The organism is Rhodococcus koreensis (assembly GCF_900105905.1).
GTDB lineage: Bacteria > Actinomycetota > Actinomycetes > Mycobacteriales > Mycobacteriaceae > Rhodococcus_F > Rhodococcus_F koreensis.
The window spans coordinates 1,347,361-1,362,314 of the sequence record NZ_FNSV01000005.1; the positions used below are offsets into that span (position 1 = coordinate 1,347,361).

The window sequence follows — 14,954 nt, forward strand, 5'->3', positions numbered from 1 at the left end:
AGTCGGTCGCATCGTCGTCGGCGCCGGGGTGCGGATCGACTCGGTCGCCGCGCCCGGGCCCGAGTCGGGGCGGCAGAAGACGATCGTCGGTGTCCGGGACACCTGCTGTGCGGGGGCGACCATCCGGCGGGTGGTCGACGCGCCCGGTCTCGATCTCGTCGGCATACGCTGCGACTGCGTGCCGACTGTCGGCGACATCCGTGAGCAGGTCCTGACCGCGGTGGCGGTGATGTGTGATGCGTATCGAGAGCACCGCGTTCTGTGTACCGAATTGCATCTCGGCATCGCGGGCGGCGCCACCGACATCGGCGGCTCATCCGATCTCGGCGATGCCATCGCCGATGCCGTCGAGGACGCGTGTATCCGGAACCGCTTTCCGCGGCCACGTCTTTCGGTGGATGCCGGACGATCGGTCACTGCGCGGGCTGCGGTGAATGTGTGCCGGGTGCACCAGGTGGAGCGCACGCCCGGCGGCCCGGTTGTCGTCCTGGACAGTGGCGCCGGCTCGGTCGTAGCCGTGACGACCGGTGAGCTGGTCGCGGCGGCCGTCGCGAATCGCCACCCTTTCGGACCGGCGGAAGAGTTCTCGATCATGCGGTGCGGCAGCATGATCGGGGCACCGGGCTGTTCCGGAGCGGTTCTGGCACGGGATGTCAGGCCTGGAGACGTGGTGGCAGTGGTCAGTCGCGACGGCAGCGATCTGGTCGGCTCGGCCGCTGCCGTCTCCGTCGCCCACGGCCGCATGCACGAGCTCACAACCGGATAGTCCCGGTGATGACGAGGGCAAGCGGCCCGGTCGGTTGGATGCCTCCCGTGCCTGCAGGCTCCGGATCTCGTCGGGAGGTTCAGGCATTCGACAGGGCCGTGATCGGGTATTGGCCGTGACTACCAACCGCAGCACCTCATCACGCGTAATACTGGGGTATCCGACCCTTCCGAGGAGACGCGACATGAGCCTGTACGCAGTAGTGGACCCGGCCACCGGGAAGACGGTGCGCGAATACCCGACCGCCACCGACGAGGAGATGCAGGCGGCGCTGTCCGCTGCGGAGAAGGCGCACCGTGAGTGGTCGCGGCGCTCGACGGTTCTCGAGCGCGCCGGACTGCTCACGAGAGTCGCCGAGTTACACACCGAACGCCGCGACGAACTGGCCAAGATCATCCAGCGGGAGATGGGCAAGCCACTCGATCAGTCGCTGGGGGAGGTGGACTTCAGCGCCGCGATCTACCAGTACTACGCCGACAACGCCGAGAAGTTCCTCGCCGACGAGCCCATCGACCTGGTCGAGGGCTCGGGTAGCGCGCTGATCCGTCGACGCTCGATCGGTGTGCTGATCGGCATCATGCCGTGGAACTACCCCTACTACCAGGTGGCCCGGTTCGCGGGTCCGAATCTGGCACTGGGCAACACGATCGTGCTCAAACACGCACCGCAGTGTCCGGAATCGGCGGCGGCGCTGCACCAGATCTTCAGCGACGCCGGATACCCGGAGGGCGCCTACGTCAACGTCTACGCCACCAACGAGCAGATCGCCGACGCGATCGCCGACCCGCGGGTCCAGGGCGTGTCGCTGACCGGGTCCGAGCGTGCGGGTGCGGCGGTCGCCGAGATCGCGGGACGCAACCTCAAGAAGGTGGTGCTGGAGCTCGGCGGTTCCGATCCGTTCATCGTGCTCAGTTCCGATGACCTCGACGCCACCGTGAAGGCAGCGGTGGAAGGTCGCTTCGAAAACACCGGGCAGGCCTGCAACGCAGCGAAGCGATTCATCATCGCCGAGGACCTGTACGACGACTTCGTCGGCAGATTCACTTCTGAGGTTCTCGCCACTGCCGATGGGCTCGCGCCACTGTCGTCGGTGGCCGCCGCCGACCGACTGGCCGAGCAGGTGCAGCAGGCGATCGCCGAGGGTGCCACCATTGTGTCCGAGGGTGAACGGCAGGGAGCCTTCTTCCCACCCGCCGTGCTGACGAACGTGTCACCGGATTCGCGAACCTACCGGGAGGAACTGTTCGGGCCGGTTGCAACCGTGTACAAGGCTGGCTCCGAGGCCGAGGCCGTCGAACTGGCCAACGACACCCCGTTCGGTCTCGGCTCGTATGTCTTCACCACCGACCCCGATCAGGCGTCCCGCGTCGCCGACTCGCTGGACGCGGGCATGGTGTTCGTCAATGCCGTTGGCGCCGAGGGAGTCGAGCTGCCGTTCGGCGGCGTCAAACGCTCCGGTTTCGGTCGTGAACTCGGCAAATACGGGATCGACGAATTCGTGAACAAGAAACTCATCCGCGTCAGCTGAACCATCGATCCCGACTTTCGACGCCTCTGGTCGGTGTGGGTATCGGCGGGTTCTCGCGGTGTGCGGGAACCCGCCCGACATCCGGAGTAACGAACCTGGATTCGTTGAAGAAGAAGGTCACCAAGACGATGGCCCTGTTCATCGCCGAATGGTGCGGCGTGACCGGCGCAAGACGGCCCCTGAGGTCATGGCCGGTTACGTTCGAGGGGCTCGACGTCTTCAGCGACGGGCCGCGACAACGTCTTCGTCGAGAAATTCCTTCAGCCCGCCACTGAAGACATCGTTGTCGTCGCCGGCGACCATGTGACCCGCACCGGTGACGTCGATCAGTTTCGCGGTCGGGATCAGCTCGAGCAGCTCTTTCGCGCCCTCCTCACTGACCACATTCGATTGCTTGCCACGAACGAGCATCGTGGGAACGGTGATCGCGGCCGCGGCGTCCCGAGCGCGTTCGTATCGCACGATCGAGTCGGACTGACGAGTGGGTTCGTCGCCGACGCGCAGGAACTCCGGATCCCAATGCCAGTACCAACGGCCATCACGCAGCCGAAGGTTCTTACGCAGACCCTGCGGGTTGGGCTTGCGGACACGGTTCGGGGTATACGCCGCGATCGCCGCCGCAGCCTCGTCGAGGCTCGCGAAACCCTCGAGGCCAGTGCGCATGAAGGCCATGATCTCCGCGGTACCGCTCGTTTCGACCTTCGGTGCGATATCGACCAAGACCAGGCCGCGAGCGAGATCGGGATTTTCACCCTGCCCGATCAACGACGTCATACCGCCCATCGAGGCACCGACGAGAACTGGCTTCTCCCCCAGTTCTTCGATGACCGAGGTCAAGTCGGCGACCAACGCATCGATGCCGTAGTCCCCGTCCGGCGCCCACTGACTGTCTCCATGCCCACGCGCATCCAGCGCAATTGCGGACCAGCCGTCCGCCGCGAGGCTGCGACCGGTGTTTCGCCAGGAATGCCGCGTCTGCCCGCCGCCGTGCAGCAACAGGACCAAGCCCTTTCTGTCGGCGCCTGATCCGTCACCCGGTGTCGGCGGGTCCCACCGGTCGGCGACAAGCGTGACGCCATCACCGGCGAATTCGGATTGTGGGACTACGGGATCCATGGGGTTCCTCACCAACATCGTCGAGTCGAGCATTCTCCTCCATGGTGCACCACGGGGTGAACACTAATTCACCCGGTGCGAGCGTTGCCTGCCGCCATAGCTGTATTGCGGTGGCCACGGCGGGCGAGCCGCAGGGCCTCAGGACCTCAGGACCGAGGGGGGTACTGCGGTTACCTGGAAAAGCAGGCACTCCCGCGAGCGCGCTCGCCCACCTTTACTGGTTGGAACGAGAACCTGCCGGGCGCATCCCGTCAGATCACCGCGCACGCCGAGGCCTCCCGCGAGCTCGGCTTCGATATCCACAACCGAGGAGTACCTCATGGAGTTCAGCGTCCCCGTCGCCACGGGCAAGGGACCGGCCCGACAATTCACCGGCGACGTCTGGTACGACGTCATCTACGCAGGCAAGGAACCCTCGCGGGCGCGGACGAACATGGTCCGCTTCTCCCCCGGCGCCCGCACGTTCTGGCATCACCATGTCCTCGGGCAAACCCTGCACGTCGTCTCCGGTGTCGCACTGGTCGGCACCCGCGACGGTGTCGTCTTCGCAGCCCACCCGGGCGAGACCGTGAGCTGCCCTGCCGGTGAGGAGCACTGGCACGGCGCAGCCGAAGACCGGTTCATGGAACACCTCGCGATCTGGGAAGGCGACGGATCCGGCGCGCCGGAGACGACCTGGCTCGAGGAAGTCACCGACGAGCAGTACCGCGCACCGCGCACCCGCCGCTCCTGAACAATTCGACCGACACGACCAACGCGGCAGTCATGCCGCCAGTGTCGAGTTCGGCTACGCCGCGCCTGGATCCGGCGACGGCTCCGATGCGACATGATCGGATCGTGGCGATATTCAACGACTACGACAGGTACGCGTCGGCGTACGACGCCGACATCGAGGACAACGTGTACAACGCGTTGTACGAGCGACCCACGACGCTGGCGCTGGCCGGCGACGTCGCTGGGCGGAGGGTGCTGGATGCGGGCTGCGGCAGCGGTGTGCTGTCGCAGGCGCTCGTCTCCGCGGGCGCTGCGGTCACCGGCGTCGATGTCAGCACGAACCTGCTCGCGATCGCCCGAAACCGCCTGGGACCCGACGTCCCGTTGATCCGGGCAGATCTCGGGCAGCAGTTGCCCATCCGGTCATCGACCTTCGACGTCGTCGTTGCGTCGCTGGTGATGCACTACCTCCACGACTGGTCGGGACCGTTGACCGAGTTTCGACGGGTTCTCGCGCCGGGCGGGCGCGTCGTCATCTCGACGCATCACCCGTTCGTGGACTTCAGGCCGTCCGGGCAGGGCGACTACCTCGAAACGTTCGAGTTCACCGAGGAATGGGTGAAGTCCGGCGAAACCTTCCTCATGAGGTTCTGGCACCGGCCGTTGCACGTAATGTTCGACGCCTTCACCGCGGCAGGATTCACCGTCGAACGCGTCTCGGAGCCGCGCCCCGGTACCGCTGTGCGCGATCGCTCCCCCGAACTCTTCGAGCAGCTCAGCCGTGAAGCCCCGTTCATCTTCTTCGCCCTGCGCAGCGGCGACCACCAGCCCATGCCGGCCAGGGAGACGCTGTCAGGGAAGATGCATCAGCTTTCCGGCGAGGGTGAACAGGCGGCGGGCGAGCCTCATGACGGGCAGGCCAAGAGGAATCAGGAGGATCGTCACGCACAGTATCCCGCCGACGAGCCACACGACGGCCGCGACGATCCCCAGCACCGTGCCGACCACGGCCGTGACGATTCCCAGCACCACATCGAGCAGGCCCTTTAACAGACGCATGATGACCTCCTGGCTCCAGTCTGCGCGCATGCGGACCGGATCGCACCCGTCGAAAGTGGCCCGCATCAGAGATTCTCCGTTGCGTCAGACCACCCGCTCGAGTGCGCGCACGTCTGCATCAAGCTTCCTGTACAACCAGTACACGGCGACGAACGCGAGCCCGGAGGCCGCGCACAACCCCAGGACCGAATCGCGCACCAGTGGCAGCTCCGCGGGTTCGAGGGTGCTGAATCCGGCCAATACACCGACGAGCGGCACCGACGCCGTCACCGCCAGATAGACCGTCGTTCTTCGACGCAGCCCGTCGAGAACGTCGGCGTCGTGTGCCGTCGTGAGGCCGTGTCGCAGATAGATGGGATAGACGCAGCGGACGACATAGAACGTCGACAGAAAGAATGTGTACGCAACGGAGATGGTGCCTGCCACCAGGACAGTCGTCGCCGCATGAACCAGCAGCCGCGACGGAAGCTCGGTGAACCAGCGAAGAAACATCACCCCCGCCACGGATGCGCAGACGGCGAACACGAAAGTGTTCAGCGCACACAGATCGCCCCAGAACAGAGTTCGCGACCGCACCCGTGCGAGGACGGCCTCGCCGTACCGTCTGCCCCTACGCAGGCCGCGGGGAACCGCGAGCAGATCGCGGGACATGTAGGCATAGATGAGGACGGCCAGCGGCCAGGCGATGAGGTTGAAGACGACGGTGCTCGTGTAGAGCTTCGAGTACGTGGCATCGGACAGCCGCTCGTTGAGCAATTCCTGCAGATGCACCGCCAGGTAGATCGTCGCCAGGCCGATGCCGACCAGCGAAGACGACCACAGGATGGGGGTGGGCCATCGCGACAGTCGTGCGCGCCAACTGTTCGGAGGCGGATAGACCAGGTCCCGGGACCTCTTCTCGAGGCACAAGTCGAACTGCTGGGCCAATTCCGAACCGCTCGGGTAACGGTCGTCGCGGTCGGGCGACAGGCATTTCAGGAGGACCCGGCGCAGGGCCATGGGGCAATCCGGCGGAAGCTCCGACAGAAACTGCGCGTCCACGGGCCTGCGCCGCAGTTCGAGCATGCGAGCCAGCGACGTCTCCGACTCACCGGCCGTCGTTTCGTCCGCGAACGGTCGGCGTCCGGTGAGCAACTCCCACAGCATGACAGCGAGCGCGAACATGTCGCTTCGGGTGTCGAGGTCGGCGGCGGTGGTCGGTGAGCCCGGGTGGCAGGCTTCGAGCTGTTCGGGCGACATGTAGGCCAGCGAGCCGCCGAAGTACGCCAGCGGGCTGGTGCCCTTGATGCGTTGGCTGGAGCTGACATTGAAGTCGGCCAGCTTCGGAATCCCCTCGGCACTCAGCAACACGTTCGCCGGTTTGATGTCCCGATGCAGCACCCCTCGCTCGGACGCGTGCTGAAGCGCGTCCGCGAGGCGGCAGCCCAGCCAGGCGACGGTCTCCGGCCACGTCAAGGAGGCGATCCGTGTTCGAACAGCGGATTCGGTGGGCCGCACCTCACCCTTGGCGGCAAGGACGCCGTCCACGGCATCGAGCAGCAATTGCCCACTCCGGTGTTCCGCGGGTGTCGAGCGCAGTAGATGCACCACGTCGAGCAGCGTTCCCCCCGGTAGATACTGCATGTAGAGCAGCTTCAGCTCGCCGTCGGCGATCAGTCGCTGGTCGTAGATGCGCACGATGTAGTCGTGATCCAACTGCGCGAGGGTCTGCGGCTCGATGCCATGGTTGTGGGAAATCTTGACCGCGACGAGCCGCTGCATCGATTGCTGCCGCGCAAGATACACCTGGGCGAAGGCGCCGGACCCGATCCTCATCAGCAGGTCGAAGTCGTCGACGCGGTCGCCGACGTCGATGTTGCCGAGAACAACCTGTGCCCGCGGTCGCGCGATCATCGTGCTGCAGTAGTCATCCGTGAACTCCTCGGCCCCGCGGCCGCCCGCCATGGTGGCAGCCTCGACGGCCATCGTCTCCGCATCGACTTCGGGCGTACTGCGGCGCCGGGCGTGAAATTCCTCATAGACCAACTCGGCGGGAAACGGTCCGTCCTGCAGTTCCGGGAACTCCGCTCGGTACTCGGTCAGTCGTTTGGGAAAGTCGTAGCGAAGCCAGCGGTATTCGAGGTCGATCTTGATCAGTTCGATCAGTGTCGAACGTCGTTCTGCCGATTCGCGGGGTAGGAATCCGGACAGGTCAGGCGGGGACCCGGACCCCCACGCGTCCGAAAACCGTGCCACGACGGTGGCAAGCGCTGTGCGGGTTCGTTCTGCGGATTCGACCAGGTCGGTCGGCTCGTACATCGGTAACTCGGAGTGCAGCCCCGGGCGATCACACGGCGGCTACGCGCGGTGCCGCGACGGGTCGTTGTTGCCCCACATTGTGTCCTTCCGCCGAATCTCCCCGCTCAAGGGTATCGCTCCGATGCGAGCGCACGGGCGGCAAAACGGCGGTGACCGCACAGTCGTGGCGGAGCCTGGCCGAGAATTTGTCGGCACCTGCGCCGATGCGGCACCAACCCCACCCAGCGCGAGGCAGGATGGACCGGGAGGTTGGCGCATGCCGACGCGGTCTCGGCGGCTACCACCGACCGCGATCATGAGGGTGGTCGAATGAACGACACGGCGTCTGTCGTGGGCCGACGGGTACTGGGGCTGGCGTTCTTCCTCGTCCTCGCGCTGTTCCTGGCAGCCTCCTTCGCACTGTTCGACAAGACGTTCACCAAGGTCGTCGAGATCGACCTCGTCACCGACAGCACCGGAAGCGCATTGGCACCCGACGCGGACGTGAAGGTCCGTGGCCTCATCGTCGGCGAGGTGCGCTCGGCGACCTCTGAGGAGGGCGAGGTCACTCTCGCTCTCGCGATCCAGCCGGACAAGGCACCGCTGATCCCGTCCAACGCGACGGCGCGGCTGCTGCCCAAGACACTGTTCGGTGAACGGTATGTGTCGCTGATCGTTCCGGAGGGCGACACGGCTCCGCCGATCCAGGCCGGTGACACGCTACGTCAGGACAAGAGCGGCAACGCCGTCGAGGTCGGCGAAGTTCTGGACGGCCTGCTGCCGCTCCTACAAGCGATTCCGCCGCAGGACCTGGCGAACACGCTCGGCGCGCTGTCCCAGGGACTCAGCGGCCGCGGCGCCGAACTCGGCCTGACGCTCGACCGGCTCGAGGAGATCTTCGGTGGGCTGAACACCGAACTTCCTGCCATCGAGGAGGATCTGCGCGGGCTGGCAGACTTCTCGCAGACGTATTCCGAGGCGGCGCCCGATCTGGTCAACGCCCTCGACAATCTGCGGACCACCGGAAACACTCTGGTGGAGAAACAAGGTGAAATCTCCACCCTGCTCGTGTCGCTCACCGGAACGAGTGCGTCCACCGCGGACCTCGTGCAAGCGAACGCCCGGAGCATCGTGACGATCGCCGCCGATTCGCGGGAAGCACTGCAACTCCTCGGCCGCTACTCACCGAGCTTCGGCTGCACCCTGGCGGCCTTCGTGAGGGCGGCGCCGATCGCCCTCGAGTTGCTCGCGCTCGACGATCCGTATCCCGGCGGCCGAGGCACTGTGCAGTTCGTCAACCCGAAGGGCCGCTACGTGCCCAACCAGGACGAGCCGCGCCTGCTCGACAACCGCGGACCGGCTTGCTACGACAACGTCACCGCACCGGGTGCGCACTTCCCGCAATACCCCGGCGGATCGTTCAACGACGGCTCCTACCAGGTCCCGTCGCGGAACCCCGGACCGTCGACCATCGGGTACTTCCCCGCGCCCGCCGGCGTCCCCGACCAGGTCCCCGGGTACGGAACCCAGGTCACGCCCGCGAGCTACGCGGGCTCGAAGATGGAACAGGACACCCTCGACGTCGTCTACGGCCAGGCCGGGGGCATGGCACCGGAGGACGTGCCGAGCTGGACGACACACGTCGGCGCGCCGACCATGAGGGGAACCGAGGTGACCTTCGAATGACGACGTACCAGGGCCGCTGACGCCGCACCCCTGCAGGACGATCTCAGATCGCCATCGCCAGCGTGCCGACTCCCGGTCCGTCGAGGTCGTCCAGCGCCACCCTCCTGCCGGAGACGGCCAGAAGAAGGGACAGGGCGGTGCCGCTCACCTCCGGACCGTCGCCGATCGATACGTCGGCGTCCGCGGCCGTCAGCCGAACACGGGCAACCAGTTCCTTGGCGCCGCCGAACGACGCCGGGGTGCGCGTCTGCAGGCGCAGCGATCTGACGACGGCGTCCGCCGGGTAGGAGCGGGTGAGGCCCAGCGGTCGACGGATGTCCTCACCGTGGACGACCTCCTCGACGAGCCGGCTGTCGAGGGGCGCCGGGGGCGTCGACGTGCGCGACGCCACCCGGCGAAGCCGCTCCAGCGTCTCCTGCGGAGAGGCCCCACGTTCGCGTTCCACGCCGTGAGCGTTCTGACAGTCGAAGTCGAACCGCGCCCGGGCGAGCCCGATCACGAAACCGAGGCGCGTAGTCCGAGCGGTGTCGACCAGGTGAGCGACCACGTCGTGGACGGTCCACTCCCCGCAGAGCGACGGCTCGTCCCACCGCTCGTCGTCGAGGTTCCCGAGGTCGTCGATCAGCGCGGCACGCTCCGCGTGCACCATCGACCAGACATCTTCCACGTTTCTCTCCTTCGGTCGGCCACATCGTCTGACGAGTAGGACTCCCGGATCCGCAGAAAATCATCGGTCCAGTCGCAAAGATCGCGACTGGACCGCCTATAGGTCGAATTCTCCGAACAGACGCGCTATCCACCTGCCGATCGACGTACGAGAATCGGTTGGCCGACCGACGTTCACGTTTCCGGTCAGGACCGGAAATCGTCACAGACTTCGGTACGGCCGTCGAACGTACTCGCGCACAGAGGGTTCGGTTCCGCTCCCCCGAACAGTGCGACCGCCAAACCCAAGAAACCGATGCCGCCGGACAGCACGGCACCGAGTAGGAATACCTCAGTCATCAAGCGCCCTCCCCCTTGTCTCTTGTCCCCCATTACAACAGGTCTGCCCACGGACAGTAGCCCCGGCCCACCGGAGAGATTCACCGCGGCGGGTTCGTCTTCGGGAGAACGGCGAGTACGAGGGCCAGCATCGTCAAGACGAGGACCAGCACGGCCACGCCGGCCCAGTGTCCGCTCGCCCAGGCGATACCTCCGACCCAGCCGAACAGGCTGGATCCGGCGTAGTAGGAGACGTTGTACAGTGCCGTCGCCTGTGCACGGCCCGTTGTCGCGTGCGCGCCGACCATGCCGGACGCGACGGCGTGGCCGACGAACAGTCCGGCGGTCACCGCGGCCAGACCGAGGAGGATCAGAATCAGCGACCCGTCGAGGCTGAGCACCGTCCCACCTGCCATGAACGTGCAGGCCAGCACGAGCACGGTTCGGTGGCCGAGCCTGCCGACCAGCCAGCCCGCGGCGCGGGAGCCCGCAGTGCCCGCCAGATATGCGAGTAAGATGAGCGACACCACCGTCGGCGCCAGATGGTAGGGGGCCGCCTCGAGGCGGAACGGAAGGTAGTTGAAGACCGCCACCATGCCGCCGACGAGCAGCGCACCGATGCCGAACAGTGCCAGCAGCCGGACATCCCGCAGGTGAACGGCGAGACTGCCACTGGACGGGACGGTGGAGCGCTGCCCCTGCCCGGCTGGTAACAGCACGATCAGGACGGCCATCAGAATGGCCAGGCCCACTCCGAGAATCGCGAGCGCGGGACGCCACCCGAGGTGATCCGCCACCGGGACGACCAGAAGCCGGCCACCCAGACCACCCAAAGATGTTGCGGCAACGTAGGAACCGGCCAGCACGGCCGTCCGCGCCGGGACCGCGACCTCGTGCAGCAGCGTCATCGCCAGTGCGGGTAGTCCTCCGAGTGCCACACCCTGGACGAATCGTCCCGCCACCAGGGCCTCGAACGTGGGTAGCCAGGGGACTGCCACGGCGAGCAGCCCGGCGATTGCCGCCGCATACCGCATCGCGGTGGGACGTCCGACTCGATCCGAGAACCGGGCCCACGGCAGCACCGACAACGCCAGCCCGAGGGTGGCCGCCGAGACCAGGAGCGACGCCTGTGCGGCACTGACGGCGGCGTCGTGCCCGATTTGCGTCAGGAGCCCTTGCGGCGCATACATCAACGCGAAGGTCGCCAGGCCCGCACACCACAGGGCCGCCGAGAGCCGGCGGTCCCGATTCGCCTCCGTCGGCAGGTCCGGCGAGGCGACCGGCTCGCGGGTGTCCTTCTCGGTGAAATGCGTGGCGGACATGTCGTCGACGTTAAAGCGACACGACCGATGAATCCAATACATGTTGGGCGCAGAACTCATACAGTTGAGTCATGAATAGCGAGGCGGTCAAGGCCCTGCTGCCGCACCTTCCCGTCCTCGTCGCCCTCGGCGAGGTCGAACACGTGACCGTTGCCGCCGCGATGCTCGGAATGCCCCAGCCCACGGTCAGCCGGATAGTCCGCCGCCTGGAGAAGCAACTCGGCACACCACTCCTGGAACCGGACGGGCGTGGCGTCCGGTTGACGGATGCAGGCCGGACACTGGTGCCGTACGCGCAACGCGCACTCGAAGCGGTGGTGGACGGCCTCGACGCCGTCCGGTCCCAGGACCGAAGAACGCGAGCAACCGTTCGCATCGCTTTTCAGACGTCGCTCGGCGAGCACCTCGTGCCCGAGTTGATTCGGATCGTCCGCACGGAGGATCCGGCGATCCGGTTCGTCCTCAGCCAGGGCGCGCGGCGCACGTGCCTGAACACCCTCGTCAACGGGGAGGCCGATATCGCTCTCGTCTCTCGTCTCAACCCTCCGCCGGACGGACTGACGGTCACGCCGCTGTTCGAACAGCCACTCGTCGTCCTGGTGCCCGCCGAGCACCCGCAGGCCGCCTCGACATCGACGACGATCCGCGACCTCGCATCCGAACCGATCATCACGCTCAAGCCGGGCTACGGCCTCCGCGGATCCGTCGACGACCTGTTCGCGCGAGCCGGCGCCCTCCCCACGATCGCGTTCGAAGGCGAGGACCTGCGGACCGTGTCCGGCCTGGTGGCATCCGGCTTGGGCGTCGGCATCATGCCTGCCGCCGACATTCCCCCACCCGGCTGCGCGCAGATACGCCTCGACGATCCCCGGGCGACCCGAGACATCGGCGCAGCGCTGCTGCCCGGCGCCCCGCGAGCCGCGGTCACCACGGTGCTCACCGCCCTCGTCGCGCTCACCTCGACGGGGAACCGTCACGACGAGCAACCGAATCCGAGGGAGTCGCCGTGAATCGCGAACATCTCCAACTGGAGTACGGACTGCGGTTCGACTGGGGTCTACCGGGGGCGAAAGCCGTCGGGGCCGTCGCCGACGTCGCGGTCGTGGTGGACGTCCTCTCGTTCACCACCACCCTGACCGTGGCGGTCGATGCCGGCATCGACGTGCTGCCGTACCGATGGAACGACGAGTCCGCCGAACGCTACGCCAGTGAGGCGGACGCGGTTCTCGCCGTCAGGCGCAGCCGCGTGGCGCACGGTCAGATCAGCTTGTCGCCGAACACGATTCGATGCACCACCGCGCCGCGCCGCCTGGTCCTCCCCTCACCGAACGGATCAAGCATCTGCTTCGAACTCGGCGCCGGATCCGGGGTGTGCGTCGGAGCCTCGCTACGGAATGCGACCGCGGTCGCCGGCTGGATCGCCCGGCACTACACACCGAGGTCGGTGGTGTCGGTGATCGCCGCCGGTGAGAAGTGGCCGGGCGGCGAACTCCGGCCGGCGATCGAAGACCTGTGGGGTGCCGGCGCCGTGATGTGCGCACTGACCGCGACCGGCTGGGACGCCGAGGTGTCGCCGGAAGCCCTGATGGCCATCACCGCCTGGCGCGCCGTCGCGGACACCCTCCCGCAGTCCCTCGCGGAGTCCGCGTCAGGACGAGAATTGCGCGCATCGGGATACCCGGAGGACGTCGCCATCGCCGCCGAAGTCGACCGGAGCACCGCCGTCCCCGTCCTCGAGAGCCGGGTCTTCCGAGGACGCGCAGTCGGTTGACCGCCGGAGCGACTGCCTCGTCTCGGCGGGGATCGAATCCGTCTCGGTAAACAGCGGTTGTACAAGTGATGACCAGACGGGAATGGGCAACATTCCGCGTTCCGCCGAAGATGGAGTGACGAAGCGGTGCCGCCTCGATCTGGAGGCTGACGGCCGAGGTCGACCACTGGGGTACGACGAGACACTCGTCCTGACCGGACACGTCAACCGTTGACGGTGACCGTCACGTTGCCGACCTTGTGGCCCAGGTCGACGTATCGGTGCGCGTCGACGATCCGATCCAGCGGGAAATTGCGGTCGACGACTATGCGGAATCCGTCGGATTCGATCAGTTCCTTCACATAGGCAAGTGCTCCCTGCTTCTCAACGGACATCCCCGGCCGCACGGTGCGCCCGCCGCGCAGCGCAGTCCACGCACCGAGCGGCCAATTGATCAGGCCGGTCGTGGGGACATAACAGCCGCGCGGGGTGAGCGCCCGTCGGCATCGCGCGAAGGAGGTCGCGGTGACGGTGTCGAATATGACGTCGTAGGTCTCGTGGTGGGCGGTGAAGTCTTCCGTGTGGTAGTCGACGACGTGGTCGGCGCCCAGGTCGGTGACCAGATCGGCATTACGGGGGCTGCACACCGCGGTGACCTCGGCGCCGAGGTGTTTGGCAAGTTGCACCGCTGCGGTACCGATGCTCCCGGAGGCGCCGTTGACCAGAACGTGCCTGCCGCTGCGGACGTGTGCCTTGTCGCGAAGGAAGTACAGCGCCGTCGAGGGTCCGTCGACTGCGGCGGCCGCCTCCTCGAAGCTGATACCGGCGGGCTTCCGTTCGAGCGACGCGGACTCGGGCAAGCAGACGTATTCGGCGCACGCACCCAGATGGAATCCGGCGAATCCGAAAACCTGGTCGCCGGCAGCGAATCGGCGCACGTCCGCGCCCGCCGCTTCGATCTCTCCGGCAAATTCGAGCCCGGGAATCCGCCGATTCTTCCGCGGCCGAGTGACGCCGAGGACGAGACGCCCCCAGCGGGGCGACCCCCTGCGCATGAGGGTCTCGGCCCTCGTCACCGTCGTCGCGTGCACTCGCACCAGCACCTCGTCCGGCTTCGGTGTCGGTCGCGCAACCTCGCGGACGCTGAGGACTTCCGGCGGCCCGAACTCGGAGTACGTGACTGCCTTCACCGGTAGCTCCTCCTCCCGCGTGCTCTCCGAGATCGTCGCCGCGATTGATCCATCATCGCTCAATCTGACGCCGAACGGACGGGATGTGGAAGTAGGGTGACATTGTGAAGGCGCCCATTGCCGACCTTGCGGACTTCGCCGCGCTCGAACCGTTCTTTCGAATCATCGAACAAGGTGTGGACGGACTGGTCGAGCCCGGTCATTTCTTCGACCTCCTCGCAGAAGACATCACCGTCGACTACGTGGTCACCGTTCCCGGGTACCCCCGGCACGTCGAGGGCCGTTCCGCGGTCGCCGAGCTTTACCGCCCCTACGGCACCACCATCGTTCTCGACCGCTGCTTCGACCTGGCCGTCCACCACGACCCGACCACAGGAATTGTGGTGCTCGAGTACGCGTCCGAGGGCCACGTGGTGGGAACGGGACAGCGATACTCCAACCGGTACATCTCCGTGCTCACACTCCGTGACGGCGAGATCTCGCACTGGCGGGACTACCTCGACCCGATCGCTGTGTTCGACGCCGTGGGTTGGCCACCACGCTGACGGTCCATCCGCGAGCG

14 protein-coding genes and 1 pseudogene are annotated in these 14,954 nt (G+C 66.6%); 8 read left to right on the forward strand and 7 right to left on the reverse strand.

All coding sequences use genetic code 11. The features are described 5' to 3' along the window. Positions 1–130 precede the first annotated feature (130 nt). Positions 131–766, forward strand: a complete 636-nt coding sequence (locus tag BLV94_RS50825) for a type III PLP-dependent enzyme domain-containing protein (RefSeq protein ID WP_244163575.1) — start codon at positions 131–133, stop codon at positions 764–766. A 184-nt stretch (positions 767–950) separates the two neighbouring features. After that, positions 951–2,294: an NAD-dependent succinate-semialdehyde dehydrogenase gene (locus tag BLV94_RS10940; protein ID WP_072937926.1), complete on the forward strand. Its 1,344-nt coding sequence runs from the start codon at positions 951–953 to the stop codon at positions 2,292–2,294. 219 nt (positions 2,295–2,513) lie between these two features. On the opposite strand, the gene BLV94_RS10945 is transcribed toward BLV94_RS10940, so the two are convergent. Then, positions 2,514–3,410, reverse strand: a complete 897-nt coding sequence (locus BLV94_RS10945) for an alpha/beta fold hydrolase (protein WP_072938007.1) — start codon at positions 3,408–3,410, stop codon at positions 2,514–2,516. Between the two features lie 319 nt (positions 3,411–3,729). Here BLV94_RS10945 and BLV94_RS10950 point away from each other — a divergent pair, with 319 nt between their 5' ends. Both BLV94_RS10950 and BLV94_RS50830 read left to right on the forward strand, forming a co-directional pair. After that, positions 3,730–4,143 (forward strand): (R)-mandelonitrile lyase, encoded by a 414-nt coding sequence (locus BLV94_RS10950; protein WP_072937924.1) that lies wholly within the window; start codon positions 3,730–3,732, stop codon positions 4,141–4,143. Positions 4,144–4,229: 86 nt separating this feature from the next. Continuing rightward, positions 4,230–4,697, forward strand: a pseudogene (locus BLV94_RS50830) (class I SAM-dependent methyltransferase); the annotation flags it as partial. A gap of 279 nt (positions 4,698–4,976) precedes the next feature. On the opposite strand, the gene BLV94_RS10960 reads toward BLV94_RS50830, so the two are convergent. Continuing rightward, positions 4,977–5,183 carry a hypothetical protein gene (locus BLV94_RS10960; protein ID WP_072938005.1) on the reverse strand — a complete coding sequence of 69 codons (207 nt, stop codon included), beginning with the start codon at positions 5,181–5,183 and terminating at the stop codon, positions 4,977–4,979. An 84-nt stretch (positions 5,184–5,267) separates the two neighbouring features. Then, positions 5,268–7,481 (reverse strand): serine/threonine-protein kinase, encoded by a 2,214-nt coding sequence (locus BLV94_RS10965; RefSeq protein WP_072937921.1) that lies wholly within the window; start codon positions 7,479–7,481, stop codon positions 5,268–5,270. A gap of 309 nt (positions 7,482–7,790) precedes the next feature. Here BLV94_RS10965 and BLV94_RS10970 point away from each other — a divergent pair, with 309 nt between their 5' ends. After that, complete coding sequence (locus BLV94_RS10970; RefSeq protein WP_072937917.1) at positions 7,791–9,146, forward strand: MCE family protein; 1,356 nt, start codon at positions 7,791–7,793, stop codon at positions 9,144–9,146. A 43-nt stretch (positions 9,147–9,189) separates the two neighbouring features. Here BLV94_RS10970 and BLV94_RS10975 read toward each other — a convergent pair whose 3' ends face one another. The 3 genes from BLV94_RS10975 to BLV94_RS10980 form a co-directional block, all read right to left on the reverse strand. After that, on the reverse strand, positions 9,190–9,813 hold the full coding sequence (locus BLV94_RS10975) for a maleylpyruvate isomerase family mycothiol-dependent enzyme (RefSeq protein WP_072937915.1): 624 nt from the start codon (positions 9,811–9,813) through the stop codon (positions 9,190–9,192). Positions 9,814–9,998: 185 nt separating this feature from the next. Then, positions 9,999–10,151 (reverse strand): hypothetical protein, encoded by a 153-nt coding sequence (locus BLV94_RS49535; RefSeq protein ID WP_167372160.1) that lies wholly within the window; start codon positions 10,149–10,151, stop codon positions 9,999–10,001. Positions 10,152–10,231: 80 nt separating this feature from the next. Continuing rightward, on the reverse strand, positions 10,232–11,452 hold the full coding sequence (locus tag BLV94_RS10980; RefSeq protein WP_244163576.1) for an MFS transporter: 1,221 nt from the start codon (positions 11,450–11,452) through the stop codon (positions 10,232–10,234). 71 nt (positions 11,453–11,523) lie between these two features. Between BLV94_RS10980 and BLV94_RS10985 the strand changes: the two genes are divergently transcribed. After that, the gene (locus tag BLV94_RS10985; protein ID WP_072937912.1) at positions 11,524–12,462 is read left to right on the forward strand and encodes a LysR family transcriptional regulator; all 939 of its coding nucleotides are present in this window, start codon (positions 11,524–11,526) and stop codon (positions 12,460–12,462) included. Continuing rightward, a complete protein-coding gene (locus tag BLV94_RS10990) occupies positions 12,459–13,223 on the forward strand; it encodes a 2-phosphosulfolactate phosphatase (RefSeq protein WP_072937910.1) in 765 nt (254 codons plus the stop codon). Before BLV94_RS10985 ends, BLV94_RS10990 begins: the two co-directional genes overlap by 4 nt. 203 nt (positions 13,224–13,426) lie before the next feature. On the opposite strand, the gene BLV94_RS10995 is transcribed toward BLV94_RS10990, so the two are convergent. Continuing rightward, positions 13,427–14,392, reverse strand: coding sequence for an NAD(P)-dependent alcohol dehydrogenase (locus BLV94_RS10995; RefSeq protein WP_072937908.1), 966 nt, complete (start codon positions 14,390–14,392; stop codon positions 13,427–13,429). Positions 14,393–14,496: 104 nt separating this feature from the next. Here BLV94_RS10995 and BLV94_RS11000 point away from each other — a divergent pair, with 104 nt between their 5' ends. Further along, entirely contained in the window at positions 14,497–14,937 is a 441-nt protein-coding gene (locus tag BLV94_RS11000) for a nuclear transport factor 2 family protein (RefSeq protein ID WP_072937906.1), read from the forward strand. Positions 14,938–14,954: the final 17 nt, after the last annotated feature.